Annotated in this window: 16 protein-coding genes; 9 read left to right on the forward strand and 7 right to left on the reverse strand. The window is 57.8% G+C overall.

Annotation, left to right across the window (positions count from 1 at the left end; genetic code table 11):
- Nucleotides 1-403 precede the first annotated feature (403 nt).
- Genes GWR55_RS18230 through GWR55_RS18240 form a run of 3 tightly spaced genes read left to right on the forward strand, consistent with a single transcriptional unit; the run spans nt 404 to nt 3397 of the window.
- The gene (locus GWR55_RS18230; protein ID WP_162403523.1) at nt 404-1150 is read left to right on the forward strand and encodes a prolipoprotein diacylglyceryl transferase; all 747 of its coding nucleotides are present in this window, start codon (nt 404-406) and stop codon (nt 1148-1150) included.
- Nucleotides 1140-2264 carry an RluA family pseudouridine synthase gene (locus tag GWR55_RS18235; protein WP_162403524.1) on the forward strand — a complete coding sequence of 375 codons (1125 nt, stop codon included), beginning with the start codon at nt 1140-1142 and terminating at the stop codon, nt 2262-2264. Before GWR55_RS18230 ends, GWR55_RS18235 begins: the two co-directional genes overlap by 11 nt.
- Before the next feature lie 23 nt (nt 2265-2287).
- Complete coding sequence (locus tag GWR55_RS18240; RefSeq protein WP_238398517.1) at nt 2288-3397, forward strand: VWA domain-containing protein; 1110 nt, start codon at nt 2288-2290, stop codon at nt 3395-3397.
- 5 nt (nt 3398-3402) lie between these two features.
- On the opposite strand, the gene GWR55_RS18245 is transcribed toward GWR55_RS18240, so the two are convergent.
- Together GWR55_RS18245 and GWR55_RS18250 are read right to left on the reverse strand one after the other, a co-directional pair.
- Nucleotides 3403-4038, reverse strand: coding sequence for a response regulator transcription factor (locus GWR55_RS18245; protein WP_162403525.1), 636 nt, complete (start codon nt 4036-4038; stop codon nt 3403-3405).
- A 37-nt stretch (nt 4039-4075) separates the two neighbouring features.
- The gene (locus GWR55_RS18250; RefSeq protein WP_162403526.1) at nt 4076-5491 is read right to left on the reverse strand and encodes a sensor histidine kinase; all 1416 of its coding nucleotides are present in this window, start codon (nt 5489-5491) and stop codon (nt 4076-4078) included.
- Between the two features lie 156 nt (nt 5492-5647).
- Between GWR55_RS18250 and GWR55_RS18255 the strand changes: the two genes are divergently transcribed.
- Nucleotides 5648-6601 (forward strand): bestrophin family protein, encoded by a 954-nt coding sequence (locus tag GWR55_RS18255; RefSeq protein ID WP_162403527.1) that lies wholly within the window; start codon nt 5648-5650, stop codon nt 6599-6601.
- A 25-nt stretch (nt 6602-6626) separates the two neighbouring features.
- Nucleotides 6627-7502: a universal stress protein gene (locus GWR55_RS18260; RefSeq protein WP_162403528.1), complete on the forward strand. Its 876-nt coding sequence runs from the start codon at nt 6627-6629 to the stop codon at nt 7500-7502.
- A gap of 9 nt (nt 7503-7511) precedes the next feature.
- Here GWR55_RS18260 and add read toward each other — a convergent pair whose 3' ends face one another.
- From add to GWR55_RS18275, 4 genes are all read right to left on the reverse strand, one after another.
- Nucleotides 7512-8549 (reverse strand): adenosine deaminase, encoded by a 1038-nt coding sequence (gene add / locus GWR55_RS18265; protein ID WP_162403529.1) that lies wholly within the window; start codon nt 8547-8549, stop codon nt 7512-7514.
- Nucleotides 8550-8558: 9 nt separating this feature from the next.
- The gene (locus tag GWR55_RS18270; RefSeq protein WP_238398518.1) at nt 8559-10130 is read right to left on the reverse strand and encodes an amino acid permease; all 1572 of its coding nucleotides are present in this window, start codon (nt 10128-10130) and stop codon (nt 8559-8561) included.
- Nucleotides 10131-10284: 154 nt separating this feature from the next.
- Nucleotides 10285-10440 carry a hypothetical protein gene (locus GWR55_RS19150; protein ID WP_202925544.1) on the reverse strand — a complete coding sequence of 52 codons (156 nt, stop codon included), beginning with the start codon at nt 10438-10440 and terminating at the stop codon, nt 10285-10287.
- A gap of 43 nt (nt 10441-10483) precedes the next feature.
- Nucleotides 10484-13294 (reverse strand): ATP-dependent helicase, encoded by a 2811-nt coding sequence (locus GWR55_RS18275; protein ID WP_162403531.1) that lies wholly within the window; start codon nt 13292-13294, stop codon nt 10484-10486.
- 227 nt (nt 13295-13521) lie between these two features.
- On the opposite strand from GWR55_RS18275, the gene GWR55_RS18280 reads away from it, so the two are divergent.
- The 4 genes from GWR55_RS18280 (at nt 13522) to GWR55_RS18295 (ending at nt 16480) form a co-directional block, all read left to right on the forward strand.
- Nucleotides 13522-13860 (forward strand): hypothetical protein, encoded by a 339-nt coding sequence (locus tag GWR55_RS18280; RefSeq protein WP_162403532.1) that lies wholly within the window; start codon nt 13522-13524, stop codon nt 13858-13860.
- Between the two features lie 122 nt (nt 13861-13982).
- Complete coding sequence (locus tag GWR55_RS18285; RefSeq protein WP_162403533.1) at nt 13983-14525, forward strand: TIGR00730 family Rossman fold protein; 543 nt, start codon at nt 13983-13985, stop codon at nt 14523-14525.
- Nucleotides 14526-14788: 263 nt separating this feature from the next.
- Nucleotides 14789-16027: an NO-inducible flavohemoprotein gene (hmpA, locus tag GWR55_RS18290; protein WP_162403534.1), complete on the forward strand. Its 1239-nt coding sequence runs from the start codon at nt 14789-14791 to the stop codon at nt 16025-16027.
- 18 nt (nt 16028-16045) lie between these two features.
- Nucleotides 16046-16480 carry an Rrf2 family transcriptional regulator gene (locus tag GWR55_RS18295; RefSeq protein ID WP_162403535.1) on the forward strand — a complete coding sequence of 145 codons (435 nt, stop codon included), beginning with the start codon at nt 16046-16048 and terminating at the stop codon, nt 16478-16480.
- A 76-nt stretch (nt 16481-16556) separates the two neighbouring features.
- On the opposite strand, the gene GWR55_RS18300 is transcribed toward GWR55_RS18295, so the two are convergent.
- The gene (locus GWR55_RS18300; protein ID WP_162403536.1) at nt 16557-16988 is read right to left on the reverse strand and encodes a gamma-butyrobetaine hydroxylase-like domain-containing protein; all 432 of its coding nucleotides are present in this window, start codon (nt 16986-16988) and stop codon (nt 16557-16559) included.
- Nucleotides 16989-17007 lie beyond the last annotated feature (19 nt).

The raw sequence follows: 17007 nt of genomic DNA on the forward strand, positions 1-17007 counted from the left end.
GCGCACATTTTACGCCTGTGCGTCAACTTGCAAAGCACCTTCGCCGCAGGTAGCATCACAACCTAAGAGACCGGCCTGCAAAGCAGGTGCGCGATCCACGCTGGTTGAACCAACATTCATTGAACAGGGGCCTGGCTCGTATACATGGTTCGGTGTGCAACGTCCGCCAGTCCGGAATGCCTAAAGAACCACGGCAGGGTCCCGCCGTCTTAGGACGGGTTCACCAGCGCATCAGTGCACGGCCCCGCGGGTCGGTCCTCTTGCCTTTACGGTCCTGTTTTCCTTCTCTGCTTCCACAACGCAGATGGCAGCTCTTTCAAAGAAGGGGATGTCATCTGAAGCGAAGCCCGAAGGGCGCAGTCGAAAGATCTGCGGTTTCAGGATCTGTGGTTTTCAAGACGTAATGCATCCCAGTCTTCTGCATATCGGTTTTCTGACGATTCCGACCTACGGCCTTCTGGCTGCGTTTGGTCTGATGTTTGCGCTGGTACTGAGCCTTCGCACGGCCGCCGTCGCGGGCCTCAGCCCGGATCGCATCTGGAACGCCGGACTCTTCACCCTGATCGCTGCCTTCGTCCTGTCGCGTCTACTCTTGGTGGTAGAGAATCTTCATACCTTCTGGGCCTTCCCCATCCTGCTGCTGATGGTGCCTTCTCTGACGCCGCTCGGACTCGCTCTGACTGCCGTTGCCAGCCTGGTCTATCTTCGGACCCGCAGCATCGACATCTGGTCTACTCTCGATGCCTGGGCTCCCTGCGCAACGCTCGCCTGGGCATTCCTCGCCCTCGGCCACTTCGCCGAAGGCAGCGATCCGGGACTTCCGAGCCGCCTGCCCTGGGCGGTTGCGCTGCCGTCCAGTTCGCTCCGGCTGCAACCGGTCGCGATCTACGCCGCCATCGTTGCGGTCCTGCTGACCGCGACGCTGCTGGTTCAGCTTCCGCGCCGCCGTCGCGCCGGAGATACCGCAGCAATTGCGCTCGCCGCCAGCGGCGTGGCACAGTTTCTCCTCAGCTTCCTGCGCGAACCGGCCTACTATGAGAACACGCTGGGGCGCCTGCTCGACCCGATCCAATGGGTCGCTTTGGGCATGATCGTGGTCGCGGGAATCCTCTGGCAGCAGCCGCGAAGGGAGATTGTCCATGCCATCTAAGCACATGTTGCCAAAGGGCAAGCGCCGCCAGACCGTGAAGCCGGAGTACCGTGCCACACGCGATGTTGAGCCTGCGCCTGCGCCCGTAATCCCTGTTCTCGAGCTTGAGAACGAGGGTGAAGGCAGCCTGCGCTCCTTCAGCGTTCCTCCTGAGGCCGCAGGCCTCAGGCTCGACCAGTATCTCGCCCAGGCGATTGCGGACATCAGCCGGTCGCGCGTTCAGCTTCTCATCGACCATGGCCAGGTGCGCGTGAACGGCGAGGCAGCAAAGGCAAAGATGAAGCTGCAGGGCAGGGAAGAGGTTGTGATCGAGGGCACTCCCCATCCGCCGCCGCTGCATGCTTTTCCCGAAGATATTTCCCTCACGATCGTTTATGAAGACGAATTTCTGGCCGTCATCGACAAACCCGCTGGCATGATGGTGCATGCAGGCGCAGGTGTGGCTGCCCCGGGCGAAGAGGCGGACGAGCGTAACCATGGCACTCTTGTGAACGCGCTGCTGTACCACTTCAATAAGCTTTCGCAGGTCGGCGGCGAGCTTCGGCCTGGAATCGTGCATCGCCTGGATAAACAGACCAGCGGATTGATCGTGGTCGCTAAAGATGACGTGACCCACCGCAAGCTCAGCGAGATGTTTGCGGCCCGGGAATTGGAGAAGACTTATCTCGCTCTCGTCCATGGCAGTGTCTCTCGAGATAACGTCACCATTAGTCTTCCTATAGGCAGGGACCTGGTGAGGCGGATCCGAATGACGACGCGCCGCTCACTGGAAAGCGAAGGCGTCCGCCCTGCCGTCTCCCATGTCAAGGTGCTGGAGCGAATCTCGAGTGAGATTTATGGCCGGTTTACGGTGGTCGAGGTAAAGATCGAAACCGGACGGACCCACCAGATTCGTGTTCATTTACAGTCACTTGGCCATCCGGTGGTAGGTGATACGCTGTACGGCGCCCCTCATCGCGTGGGGCAAGCGCCGAATAGCCGCTCACTGGACCGGAACTTTCTGCACGCAGCGCGCCTGGCATTTCAGCATCCCCGCACCCGGAAGGCTGTAGCGTTCGAGGCGCCGCTGCCATCTCAATTAGCGGAGCTGCTGGGTGTGCTCCGCGCCGGATGACTCCGTTGAGTAAAATGATCGGAGTGACCGTACCGACACGAATGAACCGCATCTTTCGGCTGCTAACTACTCTTTCTCTCTCGGCTGTCTTCGCCTCGACCACGTGTGCCCTGGCGCAGACGCCGTCGACTTCATCCGGTAGCCTGCCCTCCGCTCCTGCACCCACAATGACGCAACCCGCGACGACGCCCGGGACTACGGCAACTCCGCTAACTACAGGACAGCCCGGACCGGCTCAGACGACATCGGCTCCATCGCCCTCTGCAGACCAACAGTCTGCAGACAACGAACCGATTACGACCATCAAGGTGCAGGTCAACGAAGTCAATCTGATCTTCACGGTAACGGACAAAAAGGGCCGCTTCATCACGGGCCTGAAGCGCGAGAACTTCGGTTTGCTGGATGATGGCCGTCCTCCGGTTGCGGTTCTTCGCTTCAGCCAGCAGACGAATCTTCCGCTTCGTGTCGGCATCATGCTCGATACATCCAGTTCAATTCGCCAGCGATTCCAGTTCGAGCAGGATTCTGCAATTGAGTTTCTTCTCCAGATCCTGCATCGTAACGACCGCGCCTTCGTGCAGGGCTTCGACATCGAGACCGATATGGCGCAGGGCTTTACCAACAATATCGATCTGTTGAACCAGGGAATCCGCAAGCTGCGTCCTGGAGGCGGTACGGCTCTATACGACGCTCTTTACAGGACCTGCCGTGATCAGATGCTGACCCTGCAGGAAGACGGCGCCGTTCGCCGCGCCCTGATTGTGCTCTCCGACGGCAATGACAACTACAGCCGTGCCCAGCAGTCGGATGCCATCAAGATGTGTCAGCGCGCAGAGACGATCGTCTACACCATCAGTACGAACGTCAGCCCCAGCAAGGACAAGGGCGACGATGTGCTTCGTGCGATCTCCGAGGCGACCGGAGGCATGGCCTTCTTTCCCACGAAGATTGAGGACGTAGCGGTCGGCTTCCGAAACATTCAGGAGGAGCTGCGTAGCCAGTACTCGCTGGTTTATCGCCCGGCGGACTTCAAGCAGGATGGCTCATTCCGGACGATCTATCTCCAGGCCCTCGATCCTCGCTACAAGGTTCGCGCCAGCAAAGGCTACTTCGCACCGCGGCCGGCACCCTAGTGCGCTCAAAGCTGGTCGCGATATTTCTCGATAGCCAGCAGAACCAGTTGCGAACGGGTACGGACGCCAGTTTTGGAGAACAGTTGCTGAAGCGTAGCCTTGACGGCGCTCTCTGAGATGTTGAGGTTTCCCGCGATCTCTTTGTTCGCCAGCCCCTGCAGCAGATAACGCATCGTAGTGCGTTCGCGCTCAGTGAAACGCGGCGACTCCTGCGGCTGTACTGCGGCGACCACGGACTGCAGATACTGCTGATCGATCAGCACCCGTCCCTGCGCTACTTCAACGATGGCGCGCTGCAGGTCCTCCGGGGACTCTTGTTTATGGAAGATGCCGGAGATGCCACCTTTGATCAGGGCCAGCGCATCCTTGTCGGGAAGACCCGCAGTAACGATCAGGGTTTTGCCGGGGAAGTTCATCGCACGCAGGGGTTCCAGCAGCTTCAGGGCATTTTCTCGTCCCAGGTCATAGTCCAGAATCAGCACGTCGACCGGCGTCGTCCTTAAATCTTCCAGCGCCTGTGCGGAATCGCCGCTTTGCCCCGCAATCGTGAAATGTTCGTCGGCCTCGAGCAGTCGTCGCAGACCCTCGCGAAACAGCCCGTGATCGTCCAGCAGATAGATGCGAATGGCATCGGGATTCACGTATAGTTCGTCTCCTGGTGCAATATCTTCGGTACCGTCAGATCGATGCGGCCTTCAGGTCGGCGGGCAGCAGGACGATCACAAAACAGCATCCGGATTCAGTTGGCTCAAAGTGCAGCTCTCCGCCAAAGCTTTCGACCATCGCCCGCGATACATAAAGCCCCAATCCGGAACCATCTGACTCCGGACGGAAGGGCTGAAAAAGATCTTCTACTTTACTGATGCCTGGGCCGGTATCACAGACTCGCAGAAAAACTTTTTCTTCTGCGAAGACTGTTTCAATCTTTAGCTGTCGCTCCGCCGAGCGCTGCACAGCACGCAGCGCGTTTTGAGAGAGGTTCAGAAGGATCTGTATAAGTCCGTGATGGTTGGCACGGACCGCAGGGAGGTTTGGAGGAACCAGCCACTCAAATTCGCCGTCAATATCTGACCAGTCCTGCCCGACGATCACCCGCATCTCCTCCGCGAGTTCCTGCAGGCGCACAGAAGAGACGCGCATGCGCGTCTCTTTGTGCGGATCGAGAGATGCCAGGTCTCTTAGCCCAGAGGCGAGGTTTTTCAGGGCGATGAAGTCAGGGTTCCCGGAGATAATGCTGCTTCTCTCCATGTTGGAGGCCACGACAAAGATCGCTGAGCATAGATTGCGGATCTCGTGAGAGACGGCGCCTGCCAGGATGCGATCATGATGGACGATCTGTTCAAACTGCGCCTGCTCTCGCTCGCGGACCTCATCGGAGGTATCGACGACGATCGCTGCCAGGTGACGAGCAGGCCCTTCGCCATAGATGGAAAACCAGGTAGTTACCGGAAGCACGGTGCCATCGGCCCGTCGTGCCCACGCAGTGGAGGAAGTTCGAATCTCTCCCATGCGTGCAGGTAGCTGAAGCGCGTCATGGAAGAGTCCCACATATCTTCGGATATCCTGACCCAACAAAGGCCGGTCAGATTGCAGCAGGATCTCTGCAGCCTGGTTGGCTGCGACAATTTTTCCGTCGCAGTCCATCGTCAGGATGGCTGCGGGACTGCTCTGCGCCAGCAGCCGAAGCTGTTCCTGCACGCGGCGTCGCATGCGCTGTTCATAGCGGAGGCGCGAATAGTGTTTCAGCACGACGCGGCGTGAATCGGCGATCTGGTAGATCCAGAGGCCGCAGGCGGTATAAGCGATCGTAGCCATGCAAAAGCGCAATACGTGCTCAAGGTGAGTCTCATCAGCAGTAAACAGGCCGCGGGTATAGGCGCACAAAGCAGCAGCAAGCACGATCTGCCAGCGATCGAAGATCGTCGCTGCAAGCATGACGGGGAAAATGTAAAGAATTCCCAGGGAAAAGTCGAAGTTGAAATACCATTCCAGCAGAACGAGGAGGGAGACGAGGGAGAGGGCGGTCAGAAAGATAAGGCCACGGCCACCATGGGCGGACCGCATTCGTACAAAACGCCTGTAAAAGGTGTTCACGCGTTCTATTAGACGCAAAAATAGCAAAAGTATGAACGGCAAATATCCGAAAGATAGGTAATATCTCATCTCCCGGCAATACCCAAAGAGCATCTGCAAGATAGGGCGCGTGGGGGCGGCTGAGGCAGTCTAATTCGCATAAGGGAAACGAAGCGAATGATTGTTCGAGACCGGTTGCCTCTCAAAAGAATATGGCCCCAGGCGTGGAAGCGGCTTCTTGTTCTGCTGATCTTCGACTGCACTGTAGCGGCGGCCTATTCCATCTTTCACCACAGGTGGATCTCCTTGAATGGTCTCCCTATCGCTCCATTGGCATCGGCGCTGACTATCTTCCTTGCCTTTCGAACCAATGCCGCCTATGGTCGCTGGTGGGAGGCGCGTCAACTTTGGGGTCAGCTAGTGAATACGTCGCGGGCGCTTGCCGTGCAGTTTCTCACCATGCTGGATGATGAAACGGAAGATCAGCATCGCGTGCCCCTGCGGAACACTCTCGTGCTGCACCACATCACCTTTACGCATGCTCTGCGATGCCACCTCCGTAAACAGACTGCCCTGCCAGAGGTGCGGACGTTCCTGGGAGAGCAGGCAGCTCGCGAGCTAAGCGTCTACAAGAATCTGCCCGCAGGTCTGGTGCTGCGGATGGGCAGTCTGTTGCGGCAGGCACGCAATGAGGGCATGCTCGACAGCTATCGATGGGCTGCTATCAATGAAAATCTGACGGTGCTTACCAATATCCAGGGAGCGTGCGAACGCATCAAGAATACGCCGTTGCCGCGTCAGTTCGACTATCTGCCTCGAGTCCTTGTCAACGCCTTCTGCTGGCTGCTGCCATTGGGCCTGGTGGAGGACCTCGGGTTGATGACCCCCATCGCCAGCGTGCTGATCAGCTTCACCTTTATCGCAGCCGATCTTATGAGCCGCGAGATTTCGAATCCGTTTGAGAACACCATTCATGACACACCCATGACATCTCTCTCGCGTGCGATTGAGCTTAACCTGCGCGAGCAGATGGAGGAGATCGACCGGGAACGCGCATGGACCGGGATTGCCAAGCATCGCCGCGTACGGCCCATCTCTGACGTCCAACCTGTAGACGGCTTTGTGTTTTAAAGATTTAACCCAGGAGGGAGTACTCATGCTGCAAAGAGCAACCGAGATCGTATTCGCGACAGACTTCTCCGATTCAAGTCATGCCATCATTCCCACCATTGCGCAGTGGGTAGAAAATCTGGGCGCAAAGCTGACCCTTCTCCATATCTATAACCCGAAGAAGATGCTTTACCGCGAGGCGGAGGCGCGCCTGCAATCCTTCTTTGCGGAAGCCGACAATTATCGGCACTGTGATCGCGTGCTGGTCAGCGGAGATCCCTGCGATGGGATCGCTTCCTACTGTGAAAGTCGAAGCAACGTGTTGCTGATGCTGCCGCCCAGCGATCTCTCGGGATTGCCACGCCCGTGGCATCGATCCATGCGCGCCCGCCTCATCCGGCGTCTCACGATTCCCATATGGACGGTGGGAAAGGTGAACGTCGGGGAACCTGCGCCCATATCGAACCGGAACATCGGTGTGTGGCTGGGTGATCCCGAGGAGGGTATCTCACACCTGCAGCACGCTGCTGCTTATGCAAGCGAGACAGGAGGTACGCTTCATCTGCTTCATGTTGTAGACGAGATTGACGAAGGGTCGATGCTCAAGCCCCTGCTGTCTTCTGCTCCAATGGGGCTGGAGGCAGCCGATAGATGGGCTCGTGATCTAGCTGGCACCTTGGAACTCGATTGCAGCTTCGAAGTGCACGTGGCACAGGGAAGGATAGCTCGTGAGTTTCCACAGTTGCTCCATCGCAGCGGAGCCAACATGCTTGTGCTCAGCCAGCAGAGTGCTGTCCACCGCGCGGTCGTCGGTCTGGAGATCAATCCCGTCTTTCGCAATTGTCCCATCAGCCTGGTCTGCGTTCCATTTGGCGCCAGAATGGAGGACCTGCACAGGCAGGTGGCGGAGTCTGCAGCTTAGTGGGGTACTTTATGCGTACTGCTCGACCCGTTGAAGCAACTTCAGCTTCCTTGAAGGATCCAGGAAGCTGGCTTCGACGGCATTGGCGGCAAGCTCGCGCATCTGCTCCATCGTAAAACCGTACACCTGCTGGGCCAGCACATACTCTCCCAGCAGATCGCTTCCAAACATGGGGGGATCGTCGGAGTTCAGCGTGATCATCAGGCCGGACTCGAAGTACTCCTTAACTGGATGAACATCGAAGCCCTTGCAGCATCCGGTTTTTATGTTGCTTGTGATGTTGATCTCGAGCGGAATCTGTTTCTGTGCCAGGATCTCGATCAACTCTGGATCATTTTGCGCTGCCAGTGCATGACCGATCCGCTCCGCACCTATATTGATGGCTGCCCAGATGCTTTCTGGGCCGACGGACTCGCCGGCATGAGCGGTAAGGCGCAGCCCTGCTGCCTTCGCCTCTCGGTAGAGTTCACGGAACTGGTCAGCCGGTCCGCGAGCTTCATCGCCACCGATGCCAATCCCGACAATGCTCGGATACCTCTCACGAAGCTCGGCAGCACGTCGAAAGACCCGTGCTCCTTCTTCCACCCCAAAGTGCCGGACGGCGTCTACGATCCAGAGAAGCGTGGTTCCAAACTCTTTTTCGCCGCGTTCGCGTCCGCGCTCGATGGCCTCGACAAAGGGTTCTACATCTGTCTTCTTCCAGTAATGGATGATGCCGAAGGAGACATAGACCTCAGCGTGCACGACACCCTGCCGGGCCAGCTCACGGATCATGTTGTAGGTGATCAGCTCGTAATCTTCCGGCTCTTTCAGGCGTTCCGTTACGGCCTTGAAGGACATCAGAAAGCCGAGGAAGTCTTCATATTGATAGAGAGCTCGTGCCTGTTCGAGTGTTAGCGGCTGCTCATCATGCCGACTGCTCAGCTCTATCAGCGTCTCCGGCTTGATCGTGCCTTCCAGATGAAGATGCAGCTCTGCTTTGGGCAGACCACGCAGCCAATCTACAACGTCTATCTCCGAATCGCCTTTTGCCAGTCTTCGAGCCATCTCTCTATCTTAGGCTTCGGGAGAGTAAAACTCACTTCGCTTGCGGCTGTAGAAGAAGTAGACGACGAGTCCAACGACTAGCCAGACGAAGAAGCGCACCCACGTCTTTACGGGAAGCCCGGCCATCAGCAGGATGCAGAACGCCACGCTGAGCAGCGGGATAACGGGCCCAAAGGGAACGCGAAAACCGCGATGACGCTCCGGTTGGCGGGATCGCAGCACCAGCACTCCAATGGAGACCAATACAAAGGCAAACAGCGTTCCAATGTTTGACATTTCAGCGAACGTACCCACGTCAAACAATCCAGCAGGAATAGCAACCAGAAAACCTGCAACCCACGTCGCAAATGCAGGAGTCCGGAACTTCGGATGGACTCTGCTGAAGGCGCCTGGCAGCAGGCCATCGCGCGACATTGCGAACCACACGCGGGCCTGACCGAGCTGGAACACAAGGATCGAAGAAATCATGCCAAGAATGGCGCCCAATAGGACTGCCAGCCTGACCCAATGCAGGCTGTGCCCCCCGGGTGTCAGCGAGACACGCTTCAACGCGTTGACGACGGGGGCTGCATCTCCCGCCACCGTCTGCCAGGGAACGATTCCTGTCAGCACGACGGCGACGCCGATGTAGAGGATCGAGCAAATGACCAATGTGGCAAGGATGCCGATGGGGACGTCCTTTTGAGGGCATTTGCACTCTTCGCTCGCGGTCGATACGGAGTCGAACCCGATGTAAGTGAAGAAGATAATCGAGCCGCCTGCAAGAATTCCGCTCCAGCCGTTGGGCGAGAAAGGAACGTAGTTGCCGGGATGGATAAAGCTAAGGCCGAAGAAGACAAACACCAGGATGGCCATAATCTTTATCAGCACCATGATGTTGTTGGTTCTCGCGGACTCCCGGATGCCGCGCACCAGCACCACCGTCAGCAGTAGGACGATCAGGAATGCGGGAATATTGAAGCCCGCATGCCAGCCTGACCTGTAGATATCATGCCCCTCCAGATCCTGCAGGCCTAACGGCAGATAAGCAGGAGATAGCCACTTGGGTGAGATCTTCACGCCCAGCCAATCCAGCAGATCGACAACGTGAGCGGCGAATCCCACGCTCACGCTCATATTGCTGAAGGCGTATTCGAGGATAAGGTCCCAGCCGATGATCCACGCAATCAGCTCCCCCAGCGTCGCATAGGTGTACGTGTACGCCGATCCCGCAATTGGAATCATGCTTGCCAGCTCTGCGTAGCAGAGACCAGTCAGCGCGCACACAATCGCCACCAGCACCAGCGAGATCGCCAGCGCCGGACCTGCACCCGGTCTGCCTGCGACGGCTCCTGTGGTGTGGTGCAGCAGCCCGAGGATTAGGTCAATCACCGGCGAATCCGAGAGCCTGACCTCGCTGGCAGGGTTGCCGCCGATAGCTGTTCCGATGACGGTAAAGATCCCCGAACCGATCACGGCTCCGATTCCGAGCGCAGTAAGGCTGACCGGTCCAAGCGTCTTCTTAAGCGCCTGCTCCGGCCGCTCCGATTCGGAGATCAGCTTGTCGATCGACTTTGTTCTGAAGATTTGCTTAGCCAGCACCCTGCTCCTCAAACAGAATTGTCCGGCAGAGCTACCCCGAACTTATCCAAGTCACATGCGATGGTGAACCAAGGGATGTGACTCGATTGGGAGGAGCTACTCTCCGGGCGCGCAGGCGGGGTGCCGTGCTTCGCCCGAAGAGCCTCATGGAACACTAACGCTTCGACTGACCACGCGCCAGCTTGCGAACCTTGGCCTTGTTCGAGCCACGCGGAGTCGTGCGCTTGGCCTTGGGAGCAGCCTTCTTGCGGGCAGCCCGCTTTACCTTCTTCCGCTCCACCTTGTCTGTAATGCTCTTGGTATTTGCCATTCGTCTCTTATCAAACTCTCTCTAAAAATAGTTTCGGGGAAACTTAGAGGCGCTCCAACTGGGCAAACTTCTCCACCAGCTTCTTCACGCCATGCTGTTGAAATTGTACTGTAATCTTGGCGTCATCCCCATCCCCTTCGCGACGAAACACCATTCCTTCCCCGTATTTCGGGTGCCGGACCCTCGTTCCCTGCTGCAGACCGGTCTTGCCTGCCGGCGCGGCAACTTCCATCTTCGGGCGGCCTGGCTTCGCGCCAGGGACCTTCTGCCCACGTCCAGCAAAGAAGCTCGCAATGTTGTCCAGCGACCCCGACCCGCCTGAAAATCCACGCCCGGTTCCCCGGTCTCTTGATGTTCCGGCGGCCCCGCGCCCTCCGCTCTGGTCCTCATCCTCATAGTTCCAGTGGCGTTCCGTATCCTCATGTTCCCCGCGCCCAAAGCGATTTGCCTTGGGGTACGGTGTGGAATACAGCCTGCTGTAATCTCCGCCGAACTGCGGCCTCTCCGGAGGACTGCCAAGATCTTCCATCAGCCGCGACGGAACCTCCTCCAGAAACCGCGAAGCCACCGTAGCGTCCGGCATATCGCTGCCGTACCTGCGGCGATGCCGCGCCCGCGTCATGACCAGCGTGTCCATGGCGCGCGTCATGCCCACGTAGCAGAGTCGACGCTCCTCCTCCAGGCCGCTGGGGTCCATCATGGTCCGCGCGCTCGGGAAGAGGCCTTCCTCCATGCCTGCCACAAAGACCAACGGGAATTCCAGGCCCTTGGCAGCATGCATCGTCATCAGGGTAACTTTGGCTTCGGCCGAGTACTGGTCTGCATCGCTTGACAGGGCGGCATGATCCAGAAATGTATCGAGCGTTTCGCCGCGTTCCTCCGCGTCCTGCGCCGCGTTGGCAAGTTCCTTCAGGTTTTCGATCCGCGAAAATGCCTCCGGGGTTCCTTCGTCCTCAAGCGACCGTATATAACCGCTGCGATCATTCAGAAATTTGATCAGCTCCGGCAGCGTAGCTCGTCCGCCGGGCGTGCGAAACGCTTCTCTCTCTTGGTTCGAGGCGCCGTCTTCCGCTCGCAAACGGGTGTCATTCTGAGCGGAGCGCAGCGAAGTCGAAGGATTTGCAGTATTCTTCCTCGGCTTCTCCTCCTTCAGCACCACAGGAGCAAACGGATTGAAACTCGCCGAATCGATCCCATGCTCCGCATCCGAGTCCTCTGAGTTCTCCGCCGCTATGGTCGAAATCTCCTCACTCGGCCCGAAGTCGAAGGCAAAATTGAAGCTGGTATCGAACTCCTCATTCTCGCCTGCAGCCTCTGGCTCTGCCGCAGCGTCATTTTGTTCCGGCTCGATAGTGAACTCTGCCACATCGAACGAAATATCGTCACTCGCGTCTTCATGCACGTCCGCTTCAAGCTTCTCCGCAAATCCCGGACCCGCCATCGCGCGCGCATCGTCAATCAGCCTGCGAAAACCCTCCAGCGCATTGAGCGTGCGTTGCGGCAAGAGACGATCTTCCATCGCGCGCGCCATTGCATCCCACGTGCTCATGCCCGAACTTAACGCCATCCGCTCGAGCGTCTCCATCGTCGTCTTGCCGATGCCGCGCGGAGGTGAGTTCACAACTCTCTGCAACGCGATCGAGTCATGTGGGTTCTGCACCAGCTTCAGATAACTCAGCAGGTCTTTTACCTCGGCGCGATCATAGAAGCTGAATCCACCAACCATGTGGTACTGGATCTGGTATCGCCGCAGAGCCTCTTCCACCAGTCGCGACTGTGAGTTCGTGCGATAAAGCACTGCGCATCGCGGCTGCTCCTCCTGCTGGCCCGCCTCGCGCAGGTACCGTTGAATGCGGTCTGCGATAAACAGCGCCTCGTTCTCTCCGTCCGGCGCTTCATAGTATCCAATCAGCGAGCCACCCTCGCGAGCCGTCCACAGGTTCTTGCCCTTGCGCTGCGTGTTCTGCGAGACGACAGCACCCGCGCCCTCAAGAATCACCTGCGTCGAGCGGTAGTTCTGCTCCAGGCGAATCGTCTTTCCGTTCGGAAAGTCCTTCTCGAAGTCCAGAATATTTTTAATGTCAGCCCCGCGCCAGCTATAGATCGACTGGTCTTCATCTCCGACCACGCAGACATTCTTCTCCGGCCCGGCCAGCAGCTTCATCAGCTCATACTGCGGACGGTTCGTGTCCTGGTACTCGTCGATCATGATGTAGCGATAACGCCGGTTATACCGCTCCCGCACCTCGGCAGAAGACTTCAGCAGCCGCACCGTCTCCAGCAGAAGATCGTCGAAGTCCATCGCGTTCGCCTTGGCCAGCTCCTTGCGGTAGATCTCATAGATGTGTGCGATCTTCTCCTCAAGAGGATTGGCCGAGGCAAGGAAGTACTCCTGCGGGTCGATCATGTGGTTCTTAGCCCAGCTGATCCTTCCCAGCGCCACCCGCGGCTTCAGGCTCTTGTCATCGATGCCCAGGCGCTTCAGCGCGGCTTTCACAACCGCTTGCTGATCCTGCTCGTCATAAATTGCGAAGGTCTTCGTCAGGCCGACACCATTCACGCGCAATGCTTCAATGTCACGCCGCAACACGCGCACGCAGAAGCTGTGAAAAGTTGCAAGCGTGGGCTTGCTGAGCGTGGTATGGCCAAGTATCTTCTCGACGCGTTCCTCCATCTCCTTCGCAGCCTTGTTGGTGAAGGTGACGGCAAGGATGGCATCGGCGGGAACGCCGCGCTCTTCAATCAGGTAAGCGATGCGGTGCGTAATCACTCTTGTCTTGCCGCTGCCTGCGCCTGCAAGCAGCAACACAGGGCCATCCACCGTGCGAATTCCCTCCTGTTGCTGAGGGTTCATTTTTTCTAAAAGACGACTCAATCTGATACACGCTCCACTCTCAATTTTAACCTTCCGCGAACATTCACATCTTGCAGCTGCATTCCGTCACCGTCTCCATGCGTTTGGTCACTTTCAACAATCCCCGGGAACTTCTTTGAGTCCAATCCGTATCGACATACGAAGGGCCTGACTGAACCATGGCAGCAAGGTCCATCACATAAACGCACAAAACCGGGAGCATCACAATGAACTACCGTAAAGCTATTGCCGCTACTGCCGTCGTCGCCTCCTCCCTGCTCGCCTCCCCTGCGGTCTATGCCGCAACCAGCGTGCACGCACCCGTTCTGGCCATGTTCGGCAAGTCGAAGACCGTCAAGCTCACCATCATGAATGACAGCGGTGCACCCATGGAGGTGAAAGCAGGCGAAGAGGTCATCAAGCTCGAAGCCGGCAAGCCCACCACGGTAAGCCTTCCAGCGGGAACCCGCATTGTTTCTGCCGCAGACACCGCTACGCAGAAGGCAGGGACCCTGATCGCCGAAGCCAACAGCTCACTGAACGGCGCTACCATTCACATCAAGTAGTCAGCAAAAACAGAAACTGCAATCCGGCCTTTGAGGCGACGTCCCGCTTCGGGGATATATATCGCCTCAAAGGCCGCATCGTGATTCACGCGCCATTCTCGCTGGATTGATATCCTGACTATGTGATCCGAAACGTTGCTGTCTTCTGCGCCTCTTCTAGCGGGGCAGACCCTGCTTATCATGATGCAGCTGTCGAGCTTGGTCACCTGCTCGCCCAGCAGGACATCGGTCTTATCTATGGCGGCGCTAACGTCGGCCTCATGCGGGCCGTGGCTGAATCTGCTCTTCTGCATGGAGGACGTGTTGTCGGCGTCATCCCCGAGGTGCTCGTTGACCTCGAGATTGCACACCGTGGCTTGACCGAACTGCACATCACCACCAGCATGCACACCCGCAAGGCAATGATGGGTGAGCTGGCCGACGCCTTCCTTGTGCTTCCTGGAGGCTTCGGCACACTCGAAGAGATGTTTGAGGTACTCACCTGGCAATCACTTCGTCTGCACCAGAAGCCGACGGTCCTCATCAACATCGGCGGCTTCTACGACAAGCTCATCGAGTTTCTCGATCATTGTGTCGAACAGGGTGTCTTGAGGCCCCACGCGCGCGAGAATCTGCGCATTGTCTCAGGAATTCCAGAAGCTTTTCGGCTGCTGCTTCCCGCCTAGCGCGTAAATTCATTCGATACGGCAGCAATCTCATCTTCATAGTTGTCTCAGCACGATTCTGTTCTCTGGGGAAAAATGTCATCCCGAGCGTAGCCCGAGAGGGCGAAGTCGAAGAATCTTCGTTTATTCCCTCGATCTTTTCCCTTATAAGGAAAGAAATGGCCGCCATCCTTCGCATTCTCAAAATTCGATAATCGGTCAATGTTTGCGTTATTCGCGCTTCTTGGTAAATATGTATTTGAAATGCATATTTCGGAGGAAGCATGCAGCAACAGCAGAAGGAAATCGTCAAAGCCACCGTTCCAGTACTGCAACAGTACGGAGAAGCCATCACCACTGAGTTCTACAAGACGCTCTTCGCGGAGCACCCTGCGCTTCTGAATATCTTCAACCCCGCCAACCAGCGGAGCGGTGGACAGGCACGCAGTCTCGCAGCTTCCATCCTTACCTATGCTGCCCACATCGACCATCTGGAGCAGCTTGGCGGTATGGTGAACCGGATCGCTCACAAGCATGCCAGCCTTGAGGTGCAGCCGGAGCACTACCCCATCGTTGGCGATCATCTGCTTCGCGCCATCCGCGCCGTGCTTGGTGAGGCGGCAACCCCTGAGATCATCGCAGCCTGGGGGGCGGCTTATCAGCAGTTGGCCACCATCATGATCGGCACCGAAAAGAACCTCTACAGAGAGGGCACGACGCAGCCGGGCGGATGGACTGGTTACAAGCCGTTGACCGTTGTCCGCAAGGTGGCTGAAAGCGAGACCATCACCTCCTTCTACCTGGAATCGCCCGACGGCTCTCCTCTCCCGCCCTTCCGCCCGGGACAGTATCTTGCGGTCAGGGCGCATGTGGCCGATGCTCCCTTTCAGCAGATTCGCCAGTACAGCCTTTCAAAGACCAGCGAGGGCCGTCAGTACCGCATCAGCGTTAAGCGCGAGCTTGCGCCGGGGCACATTGCGGCTGCAGAGAACGGCCTTATCTCCAACCACCTTCACGATGAGGTCAATGAGGGGGACTCCATTCTCGCGCACGTCCCGCAGGGAGATTTCGTTCTCCAGGATAGCCAGCGCCCTGTGGTGTTGCTGAGCGGTGGCGTTGGAATTACCCCGGCGATCTGCATGTTGCACCACCTGGCTGCAAATGCACCCTATCGGCCTGTGCTCTTCATCCACGCGACCCTGCAGGGAAATCATCACGCCTTCCGCAAGGAGATCGGTGAGCTTGTCTCCGGCTTCTCGCACCTGCGCTCGTTGACCTTCTACGAAAGGCCCTCTGATGCGGACAAACTCGGCATCGACTACGACCATGCCGGTCGTATCTCCACAGAGATCCTTGCTTCGCAGCTGCCCCAGCAGGATGCGGAGTTTTACTATTGCGGGCCAGTGGGATTCATGAACGCCGTCGACAGCATTCTGGATGCTCTTAACATCCCGCCAGCCTCCCGCTATAGTGAAGCTTTCGCCCCCGATCCGTCCTTTGCGACCGAGGTTGCGCGGGCGTAGTAAGGAGTCTTCGCCCAAATGACGATCACCCGTTTCTCGGATCTGGCCCTGCGCCTTCTGATGTATCTCGGCAGTCGAGCCGAGCCCATGAAGGCCACGGTCACGGTCCGGGAGGCGGCTGAACTCTTCAACGTTCCCTACACTCACCTGGTCAAGGTGGCCCATCAGCTGGGCCAGCAGGGATTTCTCATTACCGCCAAAGGCGCCGGCGGTGGGCTACGGCTTGCGCGTTCAGCCGACTCCATACGCCTCGGCGAAATCCTGCGCATTTCAGAACCGTCTGATGCGGTAGTCGACTGCGTCAGCCAGCCCTGTCCTCTTGCCGGGGCATGCCTGCTGAAGGGCGCGCTGGACAGCGCCTATGCTGCCTTTCTCGATACGCTCGACCGATACACCCTGGCCGAGGTAGCACGCACACCGCGCCTCCAGAAGCTGGTCTCTATCAAAGTCTGATGGCTCTAACAATTAGAGCCATCCTCATTCAGATGTAATCTTTCGATTCCTTTTCCGTGTGGCAACATCCTGCGAATCAGTTCTTCCCGCTGCACTCCGGACACTGGCACACGCGCCGCAGATACTCCCAGGAATAGATGCCGCTTTCGTGCCCGTCATTCCACTTGAACTTCACGGCATAGTTGCCTACTGGAGTGATCTCGACCGGCCGCGCTGGAGCCTCATACATCGGCAGCAGAGACTGTGGCCTGGGCTTCGGCTCTCCCGGTTTGCGGCCATTCTGCTCGCGCTCTTCATGGCAGGTCGCGCAGGGACATCCATTCCGCAACCATGCGAAGCTCCACGCGCTCTTGTGCCCGTCTTTCCAGTCGACTTCGACTCCTGTGCCTTCCGTCTTATGAATCCGCACTTTGGCTGGAGTAACCGCTTCCACCGGAAGATGCTTCTCCGTGGCAGCCTCTCTTGCAGATTGTTCCGCGCTGACGAACCTGATCCCCTCGTGACTCATACTTCCACTTCCTTCATCA

Origin of the sequence: Edaphobacter sp. 12200R-103, from assembly GCF_010093025.1 — a bacterium.
Lineage (GTDB): Bacteria > Acidobacteriota > Terriglobia > Terriglobales > Acidobacteriaceae > Edaphobacter.